General features: G+C 65.4%; 19 protein-coding genes and 1 tRNA gene. 11 read left to right on the forward strand and 9 right to left on the reverse strand.

Annotated elements, in window-relative coordinates:
- Positions 1-74 precede the first annotated feature (74 nt).
- The 3 genes from RVU70_RS08300 to RVU70_RS08310 form a co-directional block, all read right to left on the reverse strand.
- On the reverse strand, positions 75-1871 hold the full coding sequence (locus tag RVU70_RS08300; RefSeq protein WP_363350845.1) for an alpha/beta fold hydrolase: 1797 nt from the start codon (positions 1869-1871) through the stop codon (positions 75-77).
- Positions 1872-1936: 65 nt separating this feature from the next.
- Entirely contained in the window at positions 1937-2932 is a 996-nt protein-coding gene (locus RVU70_RS08305) for a ribose-phosphate diphosphokinase (protein ID WP_363350847.1), read from the reverse strand.
- A complete protein-coding gene (locus RVU70_RS08310) occupies positions 2929-3996 on the reverse strand; it encodes an alpha/beta fold hydrolase (RefSeq protein ID WP_363350849.1) in 1068 nt (355 codons plus the stop codon). Before RVU70_RS08310 ends, RVU70_RS08305 begins: the two co-directional genes overlap by 4 nt.
- A gap of 72 nt (positions 3997-4068) precedes the next feature.
- Here RVU70_RS08310 and RVU70_RS08315 point away from each other — a divergent pair, with 72 nt between their 5' ends.
- The 5 genes from RVU70_RS08315 (at position 4069) to RVU70_RS08335 (ending at position 10309) form a co-directional block, all read left to right on the forward strand.
- Positions 4069-5118: a hypothetical protein gene (locus tag RVU70_RS08315; protein ID WP_363350851.1), complete on the forward strand. Its 1050-nt coding sequence runs from the start codon at positions 4069-4071 to the stop codon at positions 5116-5118.
- A 15-nt stretch (positions 5119-5133) separates the two neighbouring features.
- Entirely contained in the window at positions 5134-5793 is a 660-nt protein-coding gene (locus RVU70_RS08320; protein ID WP_363351274.1) for a phosphoribosyltransferase family protein, read from the forward strand.
- 97 nt (positions 5794-5890) lie between these two features.
- Complete coding sequence (gene ppsA / locus RVU70_RS08325) at positions 5891-8338, forward strand: phosphoenolpyruvate synthase (RefSeq protein ID WP_363350853.1); 2448 nt, start codon at positions 5891-5893, stop codon at positions 8336-8338.
- Between the two features lie 158 nt (positions 8339-8496).
- Complete coding sequence (locus RVU70_RS08330; protein ID WP_363350855.1) at positions 8497-8754, forward strand: hypothetical protein; 258 nt, start codon at positions 8497-8499, stop codon at positions 8752-8754.
- 229 nt (positions 8755-8983) lie between these two features.
- Positions 8984-10309, forward strand: a complete 1326-nt coding sequence (locus RVU70_RS08335) for a carbohydrate porin (protein ID WP_363350857.1) — start codon at positions 8984-8986, stop codon at positions 10307-10309.
- 93 nt (positions 10310-10402) lie between these two features.
- Here the strand turns inward: RVU70_RS08335 and RVU70_RS08340 are convergent, their stop codons facing one another.
- Complete coding sequence (locus RVU70_RS08340) at positions 10403-11971, reverse strand: 2-isopropylmalate synthase (RefSeq protein WP_363350859.1); 1569 nt, start codon at positions 11969-11971, stop codon at positions 10403-10405.
- Between the two features lie 428 nt (positions 11972-12399).
- Here RVU70_RS08340 and RVU70_RS08345 point away from each other — a divergent pair, with 428 nt between their 5' ends.
- Positions 12400-12921 carry a GNAT family N-acetyltransferase gene (locus RVU70_RS08345; protein ID WP_363351276.1) on the forward strand — a complete coding sequence of 174 codons (522 nt, stop codon included), beginning with the start codon at positions 12400-12402 and terminating at the stop codon, positions 12919-12921.
- A gap of 9 nt (positions 12922-12930) precedes the next feature.
- On the opposite strand, the gene RVU70_RS08350 is transcribed toward RVU70_RS08345, so the two are convergent.
- The gene (locus RVU70_RS08350; RefSeq protein WP_363350861.1) at positions 12931-14136 is read right to left on the reverse strand and encodes a lytic murein transglycosylase; all 1206 of its coding nucleotides are present in this window, start codon (positions 14134-14136) and stop codon (positions 12931-12933) included.
- 123 nt (positions 14137-14259) lie between these two features.
- Between RVU70_RS08350 and irrA the strand changes: the two genes are divergently transcribed.
- Together irrA and RVU70_RS08360 are read left to right on the forward strand one after the other, a co-directional pair.
- The gene (irrA, locus tag RVU70_RS08355; RefSeq protein WP_363350863.1) at positions 14260-14733 is read left to right on the forward strand and encodes an iron response transcriptional regulator IrrA; all 474 of its coding nucleotides are present in this window, start codon (positions 14260-14262) and stop codon (positions 14731-14733) included.
- A complete protein-coding gene (locus RVU70_RS08360; protein WP_363350866.1) occupies positions 14730-15125 on the forward strand; it encodes a hypothetical protein in 396 nt (131 codons plus the stop codon). The genes irrA and RVU70_RS08360 overlap by 4 nt, the downstream gene beginning before the upstream one ends.
- A 200-nt stretch (positions 15126-15325) precedes the next feature.
- Here RVU70_RS08360 and galU read toward each other — a convergent pair whose 3' ends face one another.
- Positions 15326-16210, reverse strand: coding sequence for a UTP--glucose-1-phosphate uridylyltransferase GalU (gene galU, locus RVU70_RS08365; protein ID WP_363350868.1), 885 nt, complete (start codon positions 16208-16210; stop codon positions 15326-15328).
- Between the two features lie 125 nt (positions 16211-16335).
- Here galU and galE point away from each other — a divergent pair, with 125 nt between their 5' ends.
- Positions 16336-17322 (forward strand): UDP-glucose 4-epimerase GalE, encoded by a 987-nt coding sequence (gene galE, locus RVU70_RS08370; protein ID WP_363350870.1) that lies wholly within the window; start codon positions 16336-16338, stop codon positions 17320-17322.
- Between the two features lie 3 nt (positions 17323-17325).
- Here the strand turns inward: galE and RVU70_RS08375 are convergent, their stop codons facing one another.
- Together RVU70_RS08375 and pap are read right to left on the reverse strand one after the other, a co-directional pair.
- A complete protein-coding gene (locus tag RVU70_RS08375; protein ID WP_363350872.1) occupies positions 17326-17607 on the reverse strand; it encodes a hypothetical protein in 282 nt (93 codons plus the stop codon).
- Positions 17608-17703: 96 nt separating this feature from the next.
- Positions 17704-19197: a polyphosphate:AMP phosphotransferase gene (gene pap, locus RVU70_RS08380; RefSeq protein WP_363350874.1), complete on the reverse strand. Its 1494-nt coding sequence runs from the start codon at positions 19195-19197 to the stop codon at positions 17704-17706.
- Between the two features lie 60 nt (positions 19198-19257).
- Here pap and RVU70_RS08385 point away from each other — a divergent pair.
- Positions 19258-19334, forward strand: a tRNA-Arg gene (locus tag RVU70_RS08385).
- Between the two features lie 405 nt (positions 19335-19739).
- Here RVU70_RS08385 and RVU70_RS08390 read toward each other — a convergent pair.
- A complete protein-coding gene (locus tag RVU70_RS08390; protein ID WP_363350875.1) occupies positions 19740-19937 on the reverse strand; it encodes a hypothetical protein in 198 nt (65 codons plus the stop codon).
- A gap of 232 nt (positions 19938-20169) precedes the next feature.
- Between RVU70_RS08390 and RVU70_RS08395 the strand changes: the two genes are divergently transcribed.
- The gene (locus tag RVU70_RS08395) at positions 20170-21453 is read left to right on the forward strand and encodes an urea ABC transporter substrate-binding protein (RefSeq protein WP_363350876.1); all 1284 of its coding nucleotides are present in this window, start codon (positions 20170-20172) and stop codon (positions 21451-21453) included.
- The last annotated feature ends 2 nt before the right edge of the window (positions 21454-21455 follow it).

The following is a 21455-nucleotide window of genomic DNA, read 5'->3' on the forward strand; positions in this document are numbered from 1 at the left end:
TCTTTCCCCTCGCGAATCGTAACGCGGGCATAAGGTTAAACCCTTTCAGGCGCGAGCGGGGAAGTTTCCGATCATCAGCGCTGGCGGACATAGCTTCCCGGCGCGGGCTCGAGCGGAACGTGGCCTTCTCGCGGCGCCCCAATCGGCGGCCGCGCGACCGGCTCCGCCGCGCTATGGCGCTCGAGCCACGCCGCCCAGGCCGGCCACCAGGAGCCTTCGATGAGTTTCGCGCGCTCGCGCCAATGATCGGGGCCGACATAGCGATCGTTTCGCGCCCGCACGGCAATATGGTGGCGCCTTCCGGGATGTCCGGGCTCCGAGACAATGCCGGCGTTGTGGCCGCCATTGGTGAGTACGAAGGTCATGTCATTGTCGGTGAAGAGATGGACCTTGTAGACCGAGCGCCAGGGCGAGATATGGTCCGTCTCCGTCCCGACGACGAACATGGGCGCGCTGATGTCCTTCAACGCGATCACTTCGTCATTGACCGCGAAGCGCCCGGCGGTCAGCCGATTCTCCAGAAAGAGCCCGCGCAGATATTGCGAATGCATGAGATAGGGCATGCGCGTCTGATCGGCGCTCCAGGCCATGAGGTCGGTTGCATGTTCGCGGTCCCCGAGCAGATATTCCTTGATCGCGCGCGCCCAGAATAATTCATTCGAGCGCAGCGCCATGAACACGCCCGCCATCTGATGGGTGTCGAGATAGCCCTGATCCCACATCATGTCTTCGAGAAAGGCGACCTGCGCCGCGTCGACGAAGAGCATCAGGTCGCCGGGCTCGCTGAAATCGGTTTGCGAGGCGAGCAGGGTCACCGAAGCGAGACGATTGTCGCCGTCGCGCGCCATGGTCGCCGCGGCGATGGACAGCAACGTGCCGCCGAGACAATAGCCGGCCGCGTGAATCTTGCGTCCGGGCAGAACCGCTTCGACGACGTCGAGCGCCTCCATGATCCCCTGCGTGCGGTAATCGTCGAGCGTGACGTCGCGGTCCTCGGCGGTCGGGTTGCGCCAGGAGATCATGAACACGGTGAAGCCGCGCTCGACCAGATAGCGCACGAGCGAATGATGCGCGGCGAGATCGAGCACGTAATATTTCATGATCCAGGCCGGAACGATGAGCAGCGGCTCGGCGTAGACGCTGTCGGTCGCGGGCTTGTACTGGATCAGCTCCATCAGATGATTGCGATAGATCACCTCGCCGGGCGTCGCCGCGACGTCCTCGCCGACGACATAGCCATTGCCGTTTTCGCTCTGCGTCGCGACGTCGAGAAAATCTTCGAGGAAATAATCGAAGCCGCGCAACAGATTGGCGCCGCCTTCGCGTTGCGTGCGATCGGCGACGACGGGATTGAGCCAGGGCAGATTGGAAGGCGAGAAGGCGTCTAAATATTTGAGCGCCAGAAAGGAGACGCGCGAAGCGTTGTTCGGGCGCATGCCGCGCACCTCGCGCGTGGCCTTTCGCCACCATTGCCGCTGGGCGAGGTGCGCCTGTTCGATGAAGAGATAGGGGAAGGTCCGCCACGCCGGATCGTCGAAGCGCCGGTCGTCGGGTTCCGGCGGGAACGGCCGCTCGGCCTTGTCGCTGAACAGATTGTGCAGGCCGAAATGCGCGAGCCGCGCCGCGGAGGACCAGCCCTCCAGGGCAAGCTCCAATTGTCGGCCGGGCGCTTGCGCGAGATGCGACGCCCAATCGATCCAGGCCGACATTTGCGCATGCGGCGAGATGCCTTGCGTAAAGCGGGCGGCGGTCGCCTGGGCGACGCGGTCCACCGTCTCGAAGGACTGCGGCCGGAGCAGCGGCATGAGCGGCGGCGTGGCGCGATGGAGGGGGCGCGGCGCGGCGTCGCGGCGTGTCGGCGGGGAGGTCATGAGGCTCCTGGAGAATGAACTGGATCGCAACAATGGCGGTCAATTGTAGCGCTTCCGTGAAGGCGCTATGGGCCTTCCGCCAGCAGATCGACAATCGAGCGGTTCTCGTGACGACGCCTGATGGCTTGCCCGATGAGCGGCGCCAGCGGGAGAACGGACAGCCGCGCGCCGAGCGCCTGGGCGACCGGGCTCTCCTCCGGGACAGGAACGGAGTCGGTCAGGATCAACCTGTCGATCGGGGCCGCGCCCAGGACTTGCCCCGCCGCCTTGGCGAAGACGCCATGCGTCGCGAGGGCGAAGACCTGTGCGGCCCCCTGCGCCCGACAAGCGGCCGCCGTGCGCGCGACCGTGCCGCCGCCGGCGATCAGATCGTCGAGGATGAGCGCCGTGCGGCCGGCGACGTCGCCGGCGAAAATCTCGCCGCTGACGCGCCCTTCGCTGCGCACCTTGTCCATGAAGGCCTTGGCGGCCGGCCGCTGCAACAGACGCTCCAGCCTTTGGCGGAAAAGCTCGGCGCGTTTCTCGCCGCCGAGGTCCGGCGACACGACGGCGACCGGGGCCTGGGCGACGAGCGGCGCGACATGTTTTGCAAACAGCGCATGAGCGTCGAGCGGCAGGGTTTCACAGCGGAAGGCGTTCTCGAACGCCGCAATATTATGGACGTCCACCGTCATCACCGCATCTGCGCGCATGGCGTCGAAAAGCTGCGCGACATAACGCGTGGCGATGGGATCGCGCGGCTTGGTGCGGCGATCCTTGCGCGAAAAGGCGAGATAGGGCGCGACCGCCGTGACGCGGGCGGCGCCGTTGTCCTTGAGCGCGCCAATGAAGAAAAGAAGCTTGAGGAGCTTGTCGGCGCCGCTCGCGCCAGCTTCGGCGTAAAGGCTCGACACCGCATAGACGTCGCGGCCGCGCACGCTCGTGAGCGGCCGCAGTTTATATTCGCCGTCTTCGAAAGCGCGCTCTTCGAGCGGCGCAAGGTCGAGTCCGACGGAGGCGGCGACCGCGGCGCCGAAGGAGCGGCTGGCGCCGAGCGCGAAGATCATGGGCTCCGTGGTCATGGATGCGCCTCCGCCTTTGTGAGCCAGGCCGCGACGCGCGGCCATTCTCGTGCAATCGTCTTTCGTCCCATGAACAACGCGAGGTGACCGCAAGGCGCTTGCGCCGTCTCCGCCGCTCCTTGTGTAAGGCGCGTGACGGCGAGGGCCTGCGCTGGCGGGGCAATGGCGTCTTTCTCGCCGATGAGCAGGAACAAAGGGTGGCGAAGGACGGCAAGATCGACGGGGCGGCCGAGGGCCGGGAAGCCGCCTTTCGCGAGAAGATTGTCACGAAAGAGATGTCGGAAGACTTCATGGAAATAGGGGCCCGGCAGATCGAGCGTGCGGCGGTCCCATTCCCGAAAGGCCGCCGCCGCCCGCGCCGCGCGCGGCGCGCTGAAGGGCGGCTCGATCTCGAGCGCGTCGATCAGGCGCTTTTCACAGTCGTCTTCGCGCGGCCAGAGCGGCGCCATCCGCTCGCCCTTCACGCATCCGCCGCCGAGGTCGATGAGCCGTCGGATTTCGTCGTCGCAGGTTGATTTCACCGGCTCCGATAGCGCCGAGGCCTCGGCGGCCACGTCGACCGGCGCGCCGGCGAGGACGATGCGGCTGACCTTCGCCGGAAAACGCGCGGCATAAAGGAGCGAGAGCCACCCGCCCTGGCAAAGGCCGACGAGGTCGACCGGCGCGCCCAGATCGTCGATTGCGACATTGAGCGCGGCCAGGAGATCGTCGATCGTTTCGAGCCGCGTCGCCGGCGTCGCCGATTTCCACTCGATCAGATAGAGACGCCGGCAGCCATGGCGCAGCAGCGTCGCCACAATGCTGTGGCCCGGCGCAAGGTCGGCGATCTGCGCGTCATGCAGGGCGAAGGGCGAGAGAATCACAGCCGGCCGCTGCTTCCTTGCGGTGGAGAAATCCCACAGGCGCATGGAGGCGAGCTCGAGCGTAAGACGGGCGGGCGTCGTCCATGGCGGCGGCGGCCGCCCCGCCGTCGCCTCATCGCCGGGCTCGAGCGCGCGACGCCACATCTCGAGCGAGGCCAGCGGCCAGTCCCAGAGATGTCGCGTCCAGTCTTCCCAGGCCATCGCCTTTTCCGTCCTGCTCGTGAGCGGGCTATCATATGTGAGGGGAGACGAGAATGGCGACGGCGCGCAAGCGTGAACGAGACAGCCGACGTGAGCAGCCTCATCGAAAGCGGCGACATGCTTGAGCCTTCTTTGGCGGAGAAGCTCAGATTCCTGAGCGCGCCCGCGTCCTACGTCTTTGGCCCGGCGTCGGTCGAGGCGGTCGAGACGCACATGTCCTATGTCTTTCTCGCCGGCGCGCGCGCCTATAAGCTCAAGAAGCCCGTGCGCTATCCCTTCCTCGATTTCTCGACGCTCGAGGCGCGCGAAGAGGATTGCCGCGCGGAGGCGCAGCTCAACCGGCGTCTGGCGCCGGACGTCTATCTCGGCGTCGTGGCGCTCACGACGGAAGAGGGTCGACTGGCCATTGGCGGCGGCGGCGTCGTGGTCGACTGGCTCGTCGAAATGCGTCGGCTGCCGCGCGACCTGATGCTTGACAGGCTCATTGCGCAGGGCGGCCCGAGCGACGCGCAGCTCGGTGAAATCTGCGACGCTCTGGCGCGCTTCTACCGCGGCGCCGATCGCACATTCCTCACTGCCTCGGACTATGTCGCGCGCTTCGTCGCCGAACAGCGCCTCAACCGCGCGGTCTTGACGCGGCCAGACTTCGCCAGCCGTGACCAGGCGGCCCGCTTGCTCGACGCCTTGGACGCGCGCCTCGCCGCAGCCCGGGGGCGGTTGGAGGCGCGCCTGCTGGAGGGGCATGTCGTCGACGGCCACGGCGATTTGCGGCCCGAGCATATTTGTCTCAATCACCCCGTAGTCATATTCGACTGTCTCGAGTTCAATGCGGCGCTCAGGCAGGTCGACCCTTTCGACGAAATCGCGCTTCTCGGCGTCGAATGTGCGCAGCTCGGCGCGCCGGCGCTGTTGCGGCGCTTCACGGAGGCGCTTGCGGAACGACTTGGCGCGCCGCCGCCTTACGATCTCGTGGCGCTTTACGGGGCCTGGCGGGCGGCGCTGCGCGCGCGGCTGTCCTTCGCGCATCTTCTTGAGCCCGCGCCGCGCCATCCACAGAAATGGACGCCGCTCGCGGGCCGCTATCTTTCAATAGCAGAGCGCCTTCTGGCGCAGGACTTCTAAATGAAGGGAACGAACGTGCCGTTTCTCGACCGTGAAGAAGCGGGCCGACGGCTCGCCGAAGAACTGGCTCCCCGCCTTACCGGCGCGGAGGTCGTCGTTTTCGCGCTGCCGCGGGGCGGCGCGCCGGTGGCGGCGCCGATCGCCCGAGCGCTGAAGGCGCCGCTCGATCTGGCGCTGGTCCGAAAGATCGGCTCGCCCTATCAGCCCGAACTCGCCATGGGCGCCGTCGCCGACAGCGGAACGCCTGTCGTGGTGCGCAACGAGGACGTGATCGAGCTCATCGGCGTCAGCGACGCTCGTTTCAACGAGGCCTGCGCGCACGAATGCGCCGAGATCGAACGGCGACGCAAACTCTACTTCGGCTCCCGGCGCCGCGCCGACGCAAGGGGCCGGGTCGCCGTGGTCGTCGACGACGGCGTCGCCACCGGCGCGACGACGCGCGCCGCGCTGCGGGCGGTGCGGGCGCAGGCGCCGAAACGGCTGATCCTCGCCGTCCCGGTGGCGTCGACCGAAGCCCTCGACGCGCTGCGCGCCGAAGCGGACGAGATCGTCTGCCTCGAGGCGCATGAGTATTTTTATGGCGTCGGCGGCTATTACGCCGATTTCCGTCAGGTCTCCGATGACGAAGTGATCGAGCTGCTCGATCAGTATGGGACGGGCGCGGCGCGCGGCTAAATGCCTCAAGGCCCCGCGCGCCCGTCAGCCTGTTAATTTTCCTTCGTATCGGTTTTCGATAAGGTCGCGACGCCCCAACCGAGAAGTGGTTCGATACATGCACGACAAAAACCAGCCGGCCCCTTCCTCCGTCCGTGGCGACGGCCGCTATGTCCGCTTCTTTTCCGAGGTTGGCATAGAGGACGTTCCGCTCGTGGGCGGCAAGAACGCTTCCCTCGGTGAAATGTATCGCGAATTGACGGCGAAGGGCCTTCGCGTTCCGAACGGCTTCGCGGTCACGGCCGAGGCCTATCGTCGCGTATTGGACGATGCGGGCGCGTGGGATGCGCTGAAAGCGGCGCTCGAGGGGCTCAATCCGGACGATGTGGACGACCTCGCCCGCCGCGCCGCCCGCGCGCGCGACATCGTCTATGGCGCGGGCCTCCCGGTGGAGGTCGAGGCCGACATCCGCGCCGGGCTCGCGCGGCTTACCGACGAATATGGGCCGGACCTCTCGGTCGCCGTTCGCTCGTCGGCGACGGCTGAAGATTTGCCGAGCGCCAGTTTCGCCGGACAGCACGACACCTATCTCAACGTGCAGGGTCCGGCGGCCGTGCTCGACGCCGTGCGCCATTGTTTCGCGAGCCTCTTCACCGATCGCGCCATCCGCTACCGCATCGACAATGGCTTCGACCATTTCAAAGTGTTCAATTCCGTCGCCGTCATGAAAATGGTGCGCTCCGACCTCGCGGCGTCGGGCGTCATCTTCACGATCGACACCGAAACCGGCTTCGAGGACGTCGTCTTCATCACCGGCGCCTATGGGCTCGGCGAGAACGTCGTGCAGGGCGCGGTCGACCCAGATGAGTTCTATGTCTTCAAGCCGACCTACAAGGCCGGCAAGCGCGCCGTGTTGAAGCGGTCGCTCGGGCCGAAGAAGATCAAGATGATCTTCTCCAGCCGCGGCCGCGCAACGACGCGCAACATTCCGACCGACCGCAAGGAGCGCGAGAAATTCTGCATCACCGACGCAGAGGCGCTGGCGCTCGCAGGGCAGGCGATCGCCATCGAAGAACATTACAGCGCCAAGGCCGGCGCGCGTCGTCCCATGGATATCGAATGGGCCAAGGACGGCGTCGACGGCGAGCTCTATATCGTCCAGGCGCGGCCCGAAACCGTCGCCTCGCGAAAAAATCGCAACGTCGTCGAGGAATATCGCGTCAAGAAGCATGGACCGGTGAAGGTCGAGGGCCGCGCCGTCGGCGCCAAGATCGCCTTCGGCAAGGCGCGCGTCATCGAGCATGCAAGCGAGCTCTCGAAATTCGTCCCCGGTGAAATCCTCGTCGCCGACACGACCTCTCCCGACTGGGGCACGGTGATGAAGTCGGCCGCCGGCATCGTCACCAATCGCGGCGGACGCACCTGCCATGCGGCCATCGTCGCGCGCGAACTCGGCATTCCGGCGATTGTCGGAACCGATCAGGCGACGCATGTCATTCGCACCGGCGATCTCATCGCGGTGAGCTGCGCCGAGGGCGACGTCGGCAAGGTCTATGAGGGCGAGATCGACTTCGACGTCGTCAAGACGGACCTTACGAGCCTCGAGCGGCCGGCGACGCATCTCATGATGAACGTCGGCAACCCGGAAGTCGCCCTTGGCCTGTCCGCGCTGCCGAACGACGGCGTTGGCCTCGCGCGCATGGAGTTCATCATTTCGGAGTCGATCAAGGCGCATCCGATGGCGCTCATTCATCCGGAAAAGCTCGACGACAAGGAGCGCGCCGAGATCGCGCGACTCACGGCGCATTATCCGAGCCCGCGCGATTTCTTCGTCGAGCGCCTCTCCGAGGGCGTCGGAACGATTGCGGCGGCCTTCTATCCCAAGCCCGTCATCGTGCGCATGTCCGACTTCAAGAGCAATGAATATGCGACGCTGCTCGGCGGCCGCGCCTTCGAGGGCAAGGAAGAGAATCCGATGATCGGCTTCCGCGGGGCCTCTCGTTACGCGCACCCCAACTACCGCGAAGGCTTCGCGCTCGAATGCGCGGCGATGAAGCGCGTTCGCGACGAACTCGGTCTTGCGAACGTCAAACTGATGATCCCCTTCTGCCGACGCGTCGAGGAAGCGGAGCGCGTGATCGCGCTGATGCGCGAACTCGGCCTCGAACGCGGCAAGAACGGCCTCGAAATCTATGTGATGTGCGAGATCCCCAACAACGTGTTGCTGATCGACGAATTCTCGAAGCATTTTGACGGATTCTCGATCGGCTCGAACGATCTCACCCAGCTGACCCTGGGGGTCGACCGCGATTCCGAAATCGTCGCCTTCGATTTCGACGAGCGCGACGCGGGCGTGAAGACGATCATCCGCTTGGCGATCGAGGGCGCGAAGCGCAACGGGCGCCATATTGGAATCTGCGGCCAAGCGCCGTCGGATTATCCGGAAATGGCGGAGTTCCTCGTGCGACTCGGGATCGATTCGATCAGCCTCAACCCTGATACGGTGCTGCACACGACGACGCGCCTCGTCGAACTGGAGAAGAATCTCGGCCGCGCACGTCGATAGCAGGCGCGCAATCGCGGGGTTGACACAGAGGCGACCAGCGACAGGTTCCCTTCATCGTCTCTGGCGCGGCGCGGCAAGGCGACGGCTTCTTTTCCTTCGAGAGACCTCTGACTTGCTGCGCGCTTGCGCCCAGGACCCGAGAAAAAGGGACAATCCGCATGGATAACTCTGTCAACGTCATCGCCTCGGCCGCCTTTGCCTGCGGCTTCGCCGTCCTCGTTTCAGCACCCGCGGCGGCGCTGCCCGTCGCCAGGGTCGGGGTCGACGCAACGCCCGCGACGGAGCCGGTCCACGCAGTGCGGGTGTGTGGCCCGCGCGGCTGTTTCTTGACGACCGCTGGTCATCGCCACGGCTGGCGCCGCTACGGCTGGCGGCCGCACCGCCATTGGGGGTGGCGTGGCCATCATTGGCGCTGACCCCATGTGAAAAACGGCCCGGCGGTACATCCGCGCTCGGGCCGTTTTTCTCCGGCGGAACGGGCCGCCGGCTCATCCAAGAGATAGGCGCGGATCCGGCCGCTGCAAGGTGAGCCGTCCGGCGCGCAAAACCATTAAACAATTCGTGGCTGTTGCGAGGCTGTCATAGCCGCGCACGCATAAAATATGCACTCTCGCCTGTGGTCATCGGCGCAGGCGGAACGGCGATTTGCAGCAGACTCGAAAGATTTTCGTCTTCGTGATGGCGGGGCAACTCCTCGCCGGCGCCGCGAACGCCGAGGACCGCGCGCCCGGCAAAGACGGTCCTGCGCCCGAGGCGGCCTCTCTGCTCAAGCGAAAATCCTTCGCCGACGCACCCGACGGTCCCAAGGCGCTGCTGCGCCGGTACGGGGTCGACGCCGACGTCTGGGTCACGCAATTTTTCCAGGGGATCGCGGCGGGAGGCAATAACGGCGTCTCGCGCTACGGCGGCAAAGTCGACGGCTTCCTGAAGATCGACGCGGAAAAGCTCGGCCTGTGGCGGGGTCTGCGGATCAGCGCGCAATACGAGCATTACTTCGGGCTCAACATCAACAACAAGGACTTCGCCCTCGTCCCGGTGAACGCCGCGCAGGCGTTCATCGCGAACGACAATTACCATTCGGCGCTGTCGCTCGTCGTGACGCAGCAGTTGAGTCAGCAACTCTCGCTCAGCGTCGGCAAGTTCAACACCATGACCCTCGCCGCGCAGACGCCGCTGATCGGCGGCGGCGGTCTCGACACCTTCATGAACCGCGCCTTCGCCCTGCCGTCGACCGGCATCGGCGTCGCGTCGCCAGGCACGGTCGCCGACCGGCTGATCGTGTCGCCGCCTTACATTCTCGGTGGAATCGCGACGCTGAAGACGGATTTTGCGACCGCGACGCTCGTCTTCGCCGATCCGCGCAACGCCGCGAATCCGCGCGTCCTCCAGCGCCCCTTCGAGCGCGGCGTCGGCGTCGTCGGGGGCGTCACCGTGCCGATCGAGATCGGCGGGCTGCGCGGCTTTCATACGATTCGCGGCGGTTACAGCAATGCGCGCGGCTTCGACCTCGAGGAAACGGACGATCTCAGGGCGCGGCTGATCGCGCGTCAGCCCGTGACCAAGAAAGGGTTCTGGCTCGCGTCCTACGCGGTCCAGCAATATCTCGTGGCGAGCCCCGACAACCCCTCGGTCGGCTGGGGCCTCTTCGGCCTGGCGACTCTCTCGGACGGCAATCCGAACCCCGTGCGCTGGAGCGCGCTCGCCGGGCTCGCCGGCAATAATCTGCTGCCGGGCCGAGCCGACGATCAATGGGGCGTCGGCTTCTTCCATTATGGGCTGACGACGCCACTGCTCGCCGGCCTCGCCGAGCGGCGCATCTATCGGCGCAGCGAAGGCGGGATCGAGGCCTTCTACAACTGGGCGATCACGCCGTGGGTGCGCCTTTCGGGCGATCTCCAGGTGGTGGAGCCGTGGAATGCGCTACGGCCGCGCGCAACCTTTATGGCGCTGCGGCTGCAGACGCGGTTTTAGTTCCAGGGCGCGGTGCCCGCCCCGTCGCCGCGTCGCGCCGACTCCCTCCCCGCGAGGGGAGGGGCTCGAACGCAGAGATGACAATGGGCCGCGTCAAACAGCCTGCATCGCCTCCGGCTTGGCGCGGCCGCGCTTCACCAACAGCTTGTTGAGCGCCGAGACATAGGCGCGCGCCGAGGCGACGAGCGTGTCCGGATCGGCGCCGCGGCCGGTGACGGACTTGCCGTCCTCGGAGAGGCGCACGGAGACTTCCGCCTGCGCGTCGGTGCCTTCGGTGACGGCGTGGACCTGATAGAGCTCCAGCGTCGCCTCATGCGGGGCCAGCGCCTTGATGGCGTTGAAGATGGCGTCCACGGGACCATTGCCGGTCGCCTGATGGGTGACCTTGTCGCCGTCGATGTCGAGCGTCAGCGCCGCCGACTGCGGCCCATGCGTGCCGGCCATCACCATCAAGGCCAGCACCTTGATGTGGTCATGGGCGGTGACGATCTCGTCGTCGACGAGCGCGATCAGATCTTCGTCGTAGACGAACTTCTTGCGGTCGGCGAGATCCTTGAAGCGGTTGAAGGCGTCGTTGAGCTGGTTTTCGCCCAGATCATAGCCCAGCTCCTTGAGCTTCTCGCGGAAGGCGTGGCGGCCGGAATGCTTGCCCATGACGAGCGACGTCTTGGAGACGCCGACGCTTTCGGGCGTCATGATCTCGTAAGTGTGCGCATTCTTCAGCATGCCGTCCTGATGGATGCCGCTCTCATGCGCAAAGGCGTTCCGGCCGACGATCGCCTTGTTGTATTGCACCGGGAAGGAGGTCACGGCCGACACCAGCTTCGAGGCGCGCGTCAGCAGCTTCGCGTCGATATTGGTGTGATAGGGCAGAATGTCGTGGCGCGTCTTCAGCGCCATCACGACTTCCTCCATCGCGGCGTTGCCGGCGCGCTCGCCGAGGCCGTTGATCGTGCATTCGACCTGACGCGCGCCGCCGCGCACGCCGGCCAGGGAATTGGCGACGGCGAGTCCCAGATCGTCATGGCAATGCACCGAGAAGATGGCCTTGTCGGCGTTGGGCACGCGCTCGCGCACCGTGCGGAACAGCTGCTCATATTCCTGCGGCGTCGTATAACCGACCGTGTCGGGAATATTGATCGTCGTCGCGCCCGCGTTGATCGCGGTCTCCACGCAGCGGCACAGGAAATCGATCTCCGTGCGGGTGCCGTCTTCCGCCGACCATTCCACGTCCGCGACATGATTGCGGGCGCGGCTCACCGAGGACGCGACCAGCTCCAGCACCCGCTCGGGCTCCATCTGGAGCTTGTATTTCATGTGCACCGGGGAAGTGGAGATGAAGGTGTGGATGCGCGGACGCTTGGCCTCGCGCAAGGCCTCGGCGCAACGGTCGATGTCCTTCTCCGAGGCGCGGGCGAGGCCGGCCACGGAGGCGTTCTTCACCCGGCGCGCGACCTCGGCGACGCTTTCGAAATCGCCGGGACTGGCGATGGGAAAGCCCGCCTCGATAATGTCGACGCCCATCTGATCCAGGAGATCGGCGACCTCCAGTTTCTCTTCCAGCGTCATCGAGGCGCCGGGCGATTGCTCGCCGTCGCGCAAGGTGGTGTCGAAAATGACGACGCGCGCGCTGTCCGTGGAGCCGTGTGCGGGATTGGTCATGTCGGAAACTTTCTGAAAGCTGCTCGCCCTCGAAGGGCCTGATGGTTTCTCGTCTTTAAATCCCCTGAAGGCCTGGGCGAGAGCCCTGCGGGCGATCAGGGGCGACGAAGCAGCAGCAGGCCGGCGAGCGGACGCAGGTCGGGCGTCACGGCGGCGCAAGCGCCGCGCTGTCCACGCGCCTCGACGGCTCTATATGTGGCGTAAGCAACAGCCACGATTCACAGTCCTCGCTTAACGGCCAATGGCCGAAATCGCTTCAGGATAAGCAAACGCGTGGCCGCGCGCAAGCCAAGGCCGGCGGCGCAACGGGTGCATCCCCGAGCGCCGCAAGGTTAACGAAAGTTAAGCCGGACTGCATTCGTTTTTTTACATTTTCGTCGGTTTGGGGCTCTTGCCCAAAGCGCCGAATGAGCCCTAACATCATCCCTATGGTTAAAACCGCTTTCTCCATTCGCCACGCTCGACCCGGCGACGCCGAGGAAATCGCTCGCGTCCACGACGCCTCCTGGCGCGACGCCTATCGTGGCGTCATCCCGGGCGTCGAACTCGAGCGCATGATTGCGCGGCGGGGGCCGAGGTGGTGGCATTCGGCGATCGTGCGCGGCACGGGACTGCTGGTCCTCGACTGTGACAAGCGGATCGGCGGCTATTCGACCTATGGGCGCAATCGCGTGCCGTCCATGCCCTATTCGGGCGAGATTTTCGAACTTTATCTTGCGCCCGAATATCAGGGCCTCGGCCTGGGCCGCCGATTATTCGGCGCCGCGCGGCGTGAACTCGCCGAGCACGGTTATCTGTCGACCATCGTCTGGGCGCTCGCCGACAATGAGAAGGCGCTCGCCTTCTATCGCAGCCTCGGCGGCCAGACCGTGCGGCGGGCGGAGGAGCGCTTCGGCTCCGACATGCTGACCCGCGTCGCCTTCGGCTTCGTCTCGGCGCCCGTGCGGTAACCGGCCGCCTTAGCCGCCGCGCAGCCGCAAGAGAATCTCCTTGGTCGCAAAGCCGTCTGCCGGCTGAATGCCTTCCGCGAGTTGAAAGGCGTGCACGGCGTTGCGGCTGGTTCGGCCGAGCTTCCCGTCGATCGTCCCGTGGTAATGGCCCTTCTCGGTGAGCAATTGTTGCATGGCCTTGACGTCGGCGGTCGAGAGCGGGGCGACCCGCGGCCAGGGGGCGAGCGGAATGTCGCGGCCCGCGATGCGCTCGGCGAGGACCGCGACCGACATGGCGTAGGCGTCGGAGGTGTTGTACTGGCGGATGACCTCGAAATTATCCGAAATCAAGAAGGCCGGCCCGCGCGCGCCGGCGGGGAGATAGAGGCTCGCCGCGCCGCTCGCCGGCAGCGCGGCGCCGTCGGCGCGCATGACGCCGAGCGCGCGCCAGCGCGGGAAGTCGAGATCGAAAGCGGCGTAGTCGAAGGCGTCCGGCAGCCGCACCTCCGTCACCGCCGGCAGCCCCGCGGCCCAGCCTGATTTGGCCAAGAAATTGGCGATGCTCGCGACGGAATCCGCATGCGAGCGCCAAATGTCCGGCGCGCCCGTCCCCGCGTCGCTCTCGGCGTATTTGAGATAGGCCGAAGGCATGAACTGCGGCTGGCCCATGGCGCCCGCCCACGAGCCCCGCAACTGGCCGCGCGTCGCATAGCCCTTTTCGAGCATGACGAGCGCGGCGACGAATTCCTCGATGAAGGTCTCGGCGCGGTGGCCTTTCCAGGCGAGCGTCGCCAGCACCTTCAGCGCGTCGGCCCCGCCCGTCGCGACGCCGAAATTACTCTCGACGCCGAGGATGGCGACGATGATCTCGCCCGGGACGCCGTGGCGGTCCGTCGCTCGCCGCAACGGGCCCGCAAGTTCGGCGGCGACCGACTGGCCGCGCGCGACGCGACCATTTGTCACTGAGGCGGCGAGATAGGCGGGAATGGAAATCGTGAATTCCGCCTGCGCCTTTGGTTTGGCGAGGACGCCGGGCTCCGGCGCGAGGCCCGAGACCGCCGACTCGAAGGTCTCCCGCGAGACGCCGGCCGCCTGCGCCGACGGCCATAATCCTTCAACGAATGCGCTGAAATCCGCGCCGCGCGCCGGCCAGGCGGCGGTCAGGAGAGCCAGCGAGAGGCCCCGCAAGGCGGCGCGCCGATCCGTGAGAAGGCCCGTAGAGCTGTTTTTTGTCATGGCCTTAACGACGCTCTTGTTTGGAAATCTTTCACTTTGCGGCATTTGACAGCGCCGCTGCGCTGCCGTCTACTGAACTTCAAGAGTTTTTCAAGGGGCGAGACCTCTCGCATTGGACCTTCTATGACGCATCAGCCCACTGGCAGAAGCTTCGATCATTCCCGTCGTTTGCGCGAGCAGCCCGCCGGCGTGCCGGTCGACCCCAAGACGCGTCTGCGCAACGCCGGCCTGCGTCCGACGGTGCAGCGGCTGGCGCTCAGCAAGCTGCTGTTCGGCAAGGGCGACCGCCACGTCAGCGCCGAGGCGCTGCACGCCGAGGCCCGCGAAGCCGGCCTCACCATGTCGCTCTCGACCGTCTATAATACGCTGAACCAGTTCGCCGAGGCGGGGCTTCTGCGCGAGATTGCGGTGCAGGGCCCGCGCACCTATTTTCACACCCGCACCTCGCCGCACCATCACTTCATGGACGAAGCGACGGGCCGCATGTTCGACGCCGCCGACGGCTCGGTCGAATTCACCCGCCTCCCGGCCCCGCCCGAGGGCATGGAAATCGTCGGCTGCGACGTGATCATCCGCATCCGCCCGAAGAAGGGGTGAGCGGCGACGCGGAGGCCAGCGGCAAGGCGGAGCGCCTCGCCCGGAAGATCTGGCTTCTCTACGCCATCGCGACAATCACGGCCGCGCTCGTTTTGTTAGCAATCTACGTCAACGCCTATGACGACTACGATGTGGGCGAGCGACTTCGCGGCCTCGGGCGTTTTACGCGCCGCGCCATGCTGATTCTGTCCTTTCCGATTTCACTGCCCGCGGGCGCGCTGGCGGCGGGCCCGCTCAGCGGCGCCTTTGGCTGCGGCGACGACAACGAGCCCTGCGCAATTTTCGTCATCTGGCAGACGCTGTTCGTGGCGCTGGCGGCGCAGATCGTCTTGCTGCGGTTGGCGATCGGGCGGCGATGGCGGCAGCGTCCGGAAACTCGGCCGACCTCCTGATGGAAGACGCCCGGTCTGCGTCACGCTTCGAGACGCCTGCTGCGCAAGCTCCTCAGCATGAGGGTCTCCTTTACGACGGGCCAAAAACTCAGGCCTCATCGTGAGGAGCCGCCGAAGGCGGCGTCCCGAAGGACGAGGCCGCCTCGCAGGCGTGTCAACAAGCTGAGGGCGGCGGCGGCGAACGCTCCGCCCTTTCCCTCTCACCCCAGAAGCTTCTTCAATTCCGCCTTGAGCCCCTCCGCCACATCCGGCCGCGCCAGCCCGAAGGCGACGTTGGCGGCGAGGAAGCCGAGCTTGGAGCCCGTGTCATAGGTGCGGCCGTCGAAACGCACGCCATGGAAGGGGCGCTCTTTGGCGAGGTGGATCATGGCGTCGGTCAATTGGATTTCGCCGCCCGCGCCCTTCTCGCCCTTTTCGAGCAGCGCGAAAATCTCGGGCTCCAGAATATAGCGTCCCGAAATGATGAAATTGCTCGGCGCCGTCCCCTGCGGGGGCTTCTCGACCATGCCGGTGATTTCAAAGGTCGCGCCATAGTCCTTGCCCTTGGCGACGATGCCGTATTGATGCGTCTCCTCGGGCTTCACTTCCTCGACGGCGATGATGTTGCCGCCATGCTTTTCATAGGCCTCGACGGCCTGGGCGAGGCAGCGCGCCGTCTGACCAGGGGCGGGGAGGGTGATCATGTCGGGGAGCAGCACGGCGAAAGGCTCGTCGCCGATGATCTCGCGCGCGCACCAGACGGCGTGGCCGAGGCCGAGCGGCGCCTGCTGGCGGGTGAAGCTCGTGGCGCCGGCCTTCGGCAGGTCCGCCATCAGCGCTTCATATTCCTTGGTCTTGTTGCGGCGCTTGAGCGTGTCCTCGAGCTCATAGGCCATGTCGAAATGATCTTCGATCATCCCCTTGCCACGCCCGGTCACAAAGACAAAATGCTCGATGCCGGCCTCGCGCGCTTCGTCGACGACATGCTGCACGACGGGGCGGTCCACGACCGTGAGCATCTCCTTGGGCACAGCCTTGGTCGCCGGAAGGAATCGCGTGCCGAGTCCGGCGACAGGAAAGACAGCCTTGCGAATGCGCTTGGTCATGAGGGTCCGTTTCAAGTGACGTTTCAACGAGCCTTACCCGGCCTGGGCCGGCGGGCGCGACTTTAGACCTAAATTTGGCGAGTGCGGCGTTAATTTGGCGCGCCTTCGGGCGGGAAAGGGTTCAAATGGCGATTTTGGTGACCGGCGGCGCCGGCTATATCGGCAGCCACACGGTGCTCGAACTCATCGATGCGGGCGAACAGCCGGTCGTTCTTGACGATCTCTCGACCGGCTTCCGCTGGGCCGTGCCGGAGGGCGTGCCGCTCTTCATCGGCGACGACGGCGACGAGGCGCTCATCGCCGACATCATCGCCCGCCACGACATTAAAGCCATCATCCATTTCGCGGCGAAGATCGTGGTGCCGGAATCGGTCGCCGACCCCTTAGGCTATTATCTCAACAATACCGCCAAGGCGCGCAATCTCATTGCGACGGCGGTCGCCTCCAAGGTCAAGCATTTCATCTTCTCCTCGACCGCGGCGGTCTATGGCGATCCCGACGAATTGCCGGTGACGGAGGACGCCACGCTCAAGCCCGTCTCGCCCTATGGCCGCTCCAAGCTCATGGTCGAGTGGATGCTGGAGGACGTGGCGCGCGCCCATGACCTCGCTTATGTCGTGCTGCGCTATTTCAACGTCGCGGGCGCCGATCCGAAGGGCCGCTCCGGCCAGTCGACGCCGAACGCCACCCATCTCATCAAGGTCGCGGCGCAGACCGCGCTCGGCAAGCGCGACCGAATGCAGGTGTTCGGGACGGATTATCCGACGCCCGACGGCACCTGCGTTCGCGATTATATTCAGGTCACCGACCTCGCCCGCGCGCATCTCGACGCGCTCAGGCATCTGCGCGGCGGCGGCGAAAGCCTCATCGCCAATTGCGGCTATGCGCACGGCTTCTCGGTGCTCGAAGTCATCGAGGCGGTCAAGCGCGTGTCGGGCGTGGATTTTACGGTCGACTACGCGCCGCGCCGCCCCGGCGATCCGGCGGCCATTGTCGCCTCCAACGCGCGCGCCCGCGACATCCTCGGCTGGACGCCCCAACACGACAATCTCGACGAGATCGTCCGACAGGCGCTCCACTGGGAGAAGCGGCTGAGCGGAACGTCCGCGTGAGGCTCAGGCGCGTCTGAGGATTGGGACAGGCCTCGCCGCGCGCCGCGCGTCGACCTCTTCCTTGGCGGCGCGGTCGATCAGCGACACCGAGGGGCGCTCCAGGATCAGCCGCCTCAGCTCCTCGGCCACCTGCCGCGCAGCCTCGCGCATCTCCTCGGGAAGCCGCCGGTTTTCCGACAGATAGCTCGCTTCGAGCAGCTTGAGACGGAGCACCGCCGGCCCGGCGGCCTCGAGAAATTCGCGGTCGGCGAATCCCAACTGGGACAAAATGTCTTTTGCCCGCATGACAATCCTCGCATGGCGTCTCTCCTTCCCAAATGGGAGGGCCATCATGAACATGACGCACGAGTCGAAGATTGCGGCGCAGCTCTGGCGCGAAGCTTATGCTTTGCCATTCGTCCCCAGCCTGTCGACAATGGTTTTCAAAGTCTTCAGCCGGGCGAATTTCTTGTCATTGGCTTCGACCAGCGTCCAGGGCGCGTGGCGCGAGCTGGTGCGGTCGACCATGTCGGTCATCGCCGCTTCGTACAGCGCCCATTTCTCGCGGTTGCGCCAATCCTCCGGCGTCAGCTTGTAGCGCTTGAAGGGCTTGGCCTCGCGGTCCTGGAACCGGCGCAGCTGTTCGTCGGCGGAGATGGCGAGCCAGAATTTCATGACGACATAACCGTTGTCATGGAGCTCGCGCTCGAAGTCGTTGATCTCCTGATAGGCGCGCATCCAGTCTTCCGTCGCGGCGAAGCCCTCGACGCGTTCGACGAGCACGCGCCCATACCAGCTGCGGTCGAAAATCGCGACGTCGCCGCGCCGCGGGACGTTGCGCCAGAACCGCCACAGATAGGGGCGCGCCCGCTCCTCGTCTGTCGGGGCGGAGACGCCATGCACGCGGAAGCGGCGCGGGTCGAGCGCCTCCCGCACGCGCCGGATGGCGCCGCCCTTTCCGGCGGCGTCATTGCCCTCGAAGACGATGACGAGGCCGCGACTGTCGAAGCTCTTCGCCGTCGTCGCCTCGGTGAGGCGCTGCTGCAGCGCCCGCAGCTCCTGTGAATAGCTCGCCGGGTCAGCGGCCTGCGTCAGGTCGAGCGCCCCGACGAGGCTGGGCTTGGGCAGATCGTTGGCCGGCGCGGCGATCGCCAGCGTGCGGGGCGAGGGCGGCGCGTCGGTCGCCGCGCGGGTCAAGGTTTGAAGCAGCAGATCGCCGACGGCGGCGTCGCGATAGAGCGGATCGGCGGCCGGCACGACGGCCCAGGGCGCGTCGCCGGTCGAGGTGCGTTCGATCATCTCGAGCGCCGCCTCGGCAAGCTTGGCGATGTCTCTCGCGCTGTCGAATTCGTCCCACTCGACGACCGCCGGCCGGCGCAGCGCGCCATTCCCCTGCCGCAGCTTCTTCAGGCGCCGCCGTGATTCGGCGAAATCCATATGCAGCCAGATCTTCAAGAGATGCACGCCCTCGTGGCGCAACATCTCCTCCGCCCGGATCGATTCCTCCAGCGCCTTTTCATAGGCGCTCCTGCCGAGCCGGCCGAGGGCGCGGTTGCGCAAAAGGCGGTGGTGCCAGGAGCCCAGCACGAGGCCGATGCGTCCCTTGGCGGGGACGTCGCGCCAGTAGCGCCAGGCGCCGGGCCGCGCCCGCTCCTCGTCGGTCGGCCGCCCGTAGGAAAGGGTCTCGACGAAATGGTCGTCGAGCCAGTCATAAAGTCTGTTGACGATCTCGCCCTTGCCGACCCCGTCGGCGCCGTTCACGAGCACCATGACGGCGGCGTTTTTCCGATCCGCGACCTCGAATTGCGCATCGAGCAGCTTTTCCCGCAGCCGCGCCTCCGCGTCCTCGAACTCGGTCTTGGTCATGACATGCGGCAAGGAGGCGGATTCGAACATGGCGGCTTCCTGCAATCTAACTTTTCAAACAGGCCCGCTGTGGTAGATGTTTGAGTCGCGGGTCCCGTAGCTCAGCAGGATAGAGCAGCGGTTTCCTAAACCGAAGGTCACAGGTTCGAATCCTGTCGGGACCGCCACGAGAATTTGGTCTCCCGCGCCGAGACTGTCCGGCCTCAGCCGTCATGCGCGCCCCGGGCGGATGCGTCGGACGGGTCGTTTGCACTGAAGGCGGCGGAGCCGCGAGCCTTCCGCGACCGCCGCCGCGGTCCGGACTTTGGATTGACGGCCCGTCTCTCACGCGAAGACGGGCCGTCAGCCCCGTCTGCCCACCCGCAGACCGCGCATGCAGGCTCTTGCCGGCCTTTTTCCCGCGCAGACGGCACGATACGCGCCGGCCCGAGGGACGCCAGTTGTGGAATCTACGTGCCGGGCGTCCCACGCTGCGTCGCTTTCGTTCCGCCGGCGCGGCAACAATTCGAAGGCCCTTGTCGCGCGCGGGGTCACGCCCGCCGGACGCCCGGACGCCGTTAAAGGCGAGCCCCCTAGCCTTCGTCGCCTTTTTCATCGACCGGGCAATAATCCTTTTTCCAGGGAAGCGCCTCGAAGGCCGGCTCGTAGCCGCGGTCGCGGTAGTCCTGCTCGGAAATTTCCAATCCAATGCGACCCACCTCGACGAACGCCATGTTGGGTTTTCCCGCTTCGCCCGGCGTCCGATAACGCCCCTGCGGTTGCTCTGTCACGCTCACGCTCCTCATGAAAAATCAACGTGGATAGTTTGGGGCGCGGGCCGGGGCAGCGCAATGTCTGGCGCACGCGCGCGCCGACCGCGCCTATAATGACGATACGAAAATTTCCCGCTGCGACGACGCGCCTCTCGTCTGGCCTGCGACGGTGCGACCGCCTAGCATGCAGGACAATCAAGCTATATTAACGTCCCGCCGATTGCGTTCTCGAAATAACAGGAATTCCCGCATGGCCCTCAAGGGTTCTTTTCGCGCGCCGACAGCGTTCCTGCCTTTGGCTGCGGCGCTCGCCGTTGTCGGCGCGGCGTCTTTTTGGGGGCTTGCGCAATTCACTAAGGCCGCGCCCATCAAGGTCGGCGTCTTACATTCGCGCTCCGGCCCCATGGCGATCAGCGAAAATTCCATGGTCGATGCGGAACTGCTGGCGATCGAGGAGATCAACGCCAAGGGCGGGCTTCTGGGCCGCAAGATTTTGCCCGTCATCGCCGACGGAAAATCCGACTGGCCGACTTTCGCGAAAGAGGCCGAACGCCTGATCGTTGAAGAAAATGTCTCGATTATTTTTGGATGCTGGACCTCGGCGAGCCGAAAAACCGTTGCGCCGGTGATCGAAAAATACGGTCAGCTGATGGTCTATCCCATGGCCTATGAAGGCCTCGAACAGTCTCCGAATATTATTTACACCGGCGCCGCGCCAAATCAGCAGGTCATTCCCGCCATCAAATGGAGCCTCGATCATCTGGGCAAGAAATTCTATCTGATCGGCTCCGACTATGTCTGGCCGCGCAGCATCAACGAGATCATGAAAGACACAATCCGCGCCCTGGGAGCGGATCTCGTCGGCGAGGATTATATCTTTTTCGGAAGCTCCAATGTCGCCAAGGCGGTCGATCGAATAAAGGCGGCGCAGCCGGACGTGGTGTTGAGCTCGGTCGTCGGCGATTCCAATAAGGCTTTTTATCAAGCGCTCACCGACGCCGGACTTTCCGCCGACAGGCTGCCCGTCGTGTCCGTCAGCATCGGCGAGGAGGAGCTGCGCAGCCTGCCGATTGCAAGCCTCCAGGGCCATTACAGCGCCTGGAATTATTTCGAAGCGATCAAGACGCCCGAAAACGAACGCTTTCTTGCGAATTTCCGCAAGAAATACGGTGAGAACCGCGTCACCAGCGACGTGATTGCGACCTCTTATTTCAGCGTCAGACTCTGGGCCAAGGCGGTTCAGGAGGAGCAGTCGCTCGACGTCGAACGCGTGCGACGCACCATGCTGACAGAGACGCTCGACGCCCCCGAGGGCCTGGTTTCCGTCGACCCTTACACCCAGCACAGCTGGCGATCTTTTTCCGTCGGCAAAATCAGGCCCGACGGCCGGATCGAGGTTGTCTGGACGGTGAACCGCCCGATCCGTCCCGTGCCCTATCCGCCCTCGCGCACAAAGGCGGAGTGGGACGCATTTCTAACGGCCATGTACAACCGATGGGGCGGCCGCTGGGCCAATCCCATAGAGGCGAACTGATC

Source organism: Methylocystis echinoides (genome assembly GCF_040687965.1).
Taxonomy (GTDB): domain Bacteria; phylum Pseudomonadota; class Alphaproteobacteria; order Rhizobiales; family Beijerinckiaceae; genus Methylocystis; species Methylocystis echinoides_A.

What these genes read in the sequence shown, in the direction of transcription:
- RVU70_RS08300 (WP_363350845.1), bottom strand. Translation starts at nt 1,871, where the DNA reads ATGACCTCCCCGCCGACACGCCGCGACGCCGCGCCGCGCCCCCTCCAT.
- RVU70_RS08305 (WP_363350847.1), bottom strand. Translation starts at nt 2,932, where the DNA reads ATGACCACGGAGCCCATGATCTTCGCGCTCGGCGCCAGCCGCTCCTTC.
- RVU70_RS08310 (WP_363350849.1), bottom strand. Translation starts at nt 3,996, where the DNA reads ATGGCCTGGGAAGACTGGACGCGACATCTCTGGGACTGGCCGCTGGCC.
- ppsA (WP_363350853.1), top strand. Translation starts at nt 5,891, where the DNA reads ATGCACGACAAAAACCAGCCGGCCCCTTCCTCCGTCCGTGGCGACGGC.
- RVU70_RS08330 (WP_363350855.1), top strand. Translation starts at nt 8,497, where the DNA reads ATGGATAACTCTGTCAACGTCATCGCCTCGGCCGCCTTTGCCTGCGGC.
- RVU70_RS08340 (WP_363350859.1), bottom strand. Translation starts at nt 11,971, where the DNA reads ATGACCAATCCCGCACACGGCTCCACGGACAGCGCGCGCGTCGTCATT.
- RVU70_RS08345 (WP_363351276.1), top strand. Translation starts at nt 12,400, where the DNA reads ATGGTTAAAACCGCTTTCTCCATTCGCCACGCTCGACCCGGCGACGCC.
- RVU70_RS08350 (WP_363350861.1), bottom strand. Translation starts at nt 14,136, where the DNA reads ATGACAAAAAACAGCTCTACGGGCCTTCTCACGGATCGGCGCGCCGCC.
- irrA (WP_363350863.1), top strand. Translation starts at nt 14,260, where the DNA reads ATGACGCATCAGCCCACTGGCAGAAGCTTCGATCATTCCCGTCGTTTG.
- galU (WP_363350868.1), bottom strand. Translation starts at nt 16,210, where the DNA reads ATGACCAAGCGCATTCGCAAGGCTGTCTTTCCTGTCGCCGGACTCGGC.
- galE (WP_363350870.1), top strand. Translation starts at nt 16,336, where the DNA reads ATGGCGATTTTGGTGACCGGCGGCGCCGGCTATATCGGCAGCCACACG.
- RVU70_RS08375 (WP_363350872.1), bottom strand. Translation starts at nt 17,607, where the DNA reads ATGCGGGCAAAAGACATTTTGTCCCAGTTGGGATTCGCCGACCGCGAA.
- pap (WP_363350874.1), bottom strand. Translation starts at nt 19,197, where the DNA reads ATGTTCGAATCCGCCTCCTTGCCGCATGTCATGACCAAGACCGAGTTC.
- RVU70_RS08395 (WP_363350876.1), top strand. Translation starts at nt 20,170, where the DNA reads ATGGCCCTCAAGGGTTCTTTTCGCGCGCCGACAGCGTTCCTGCCTTTG.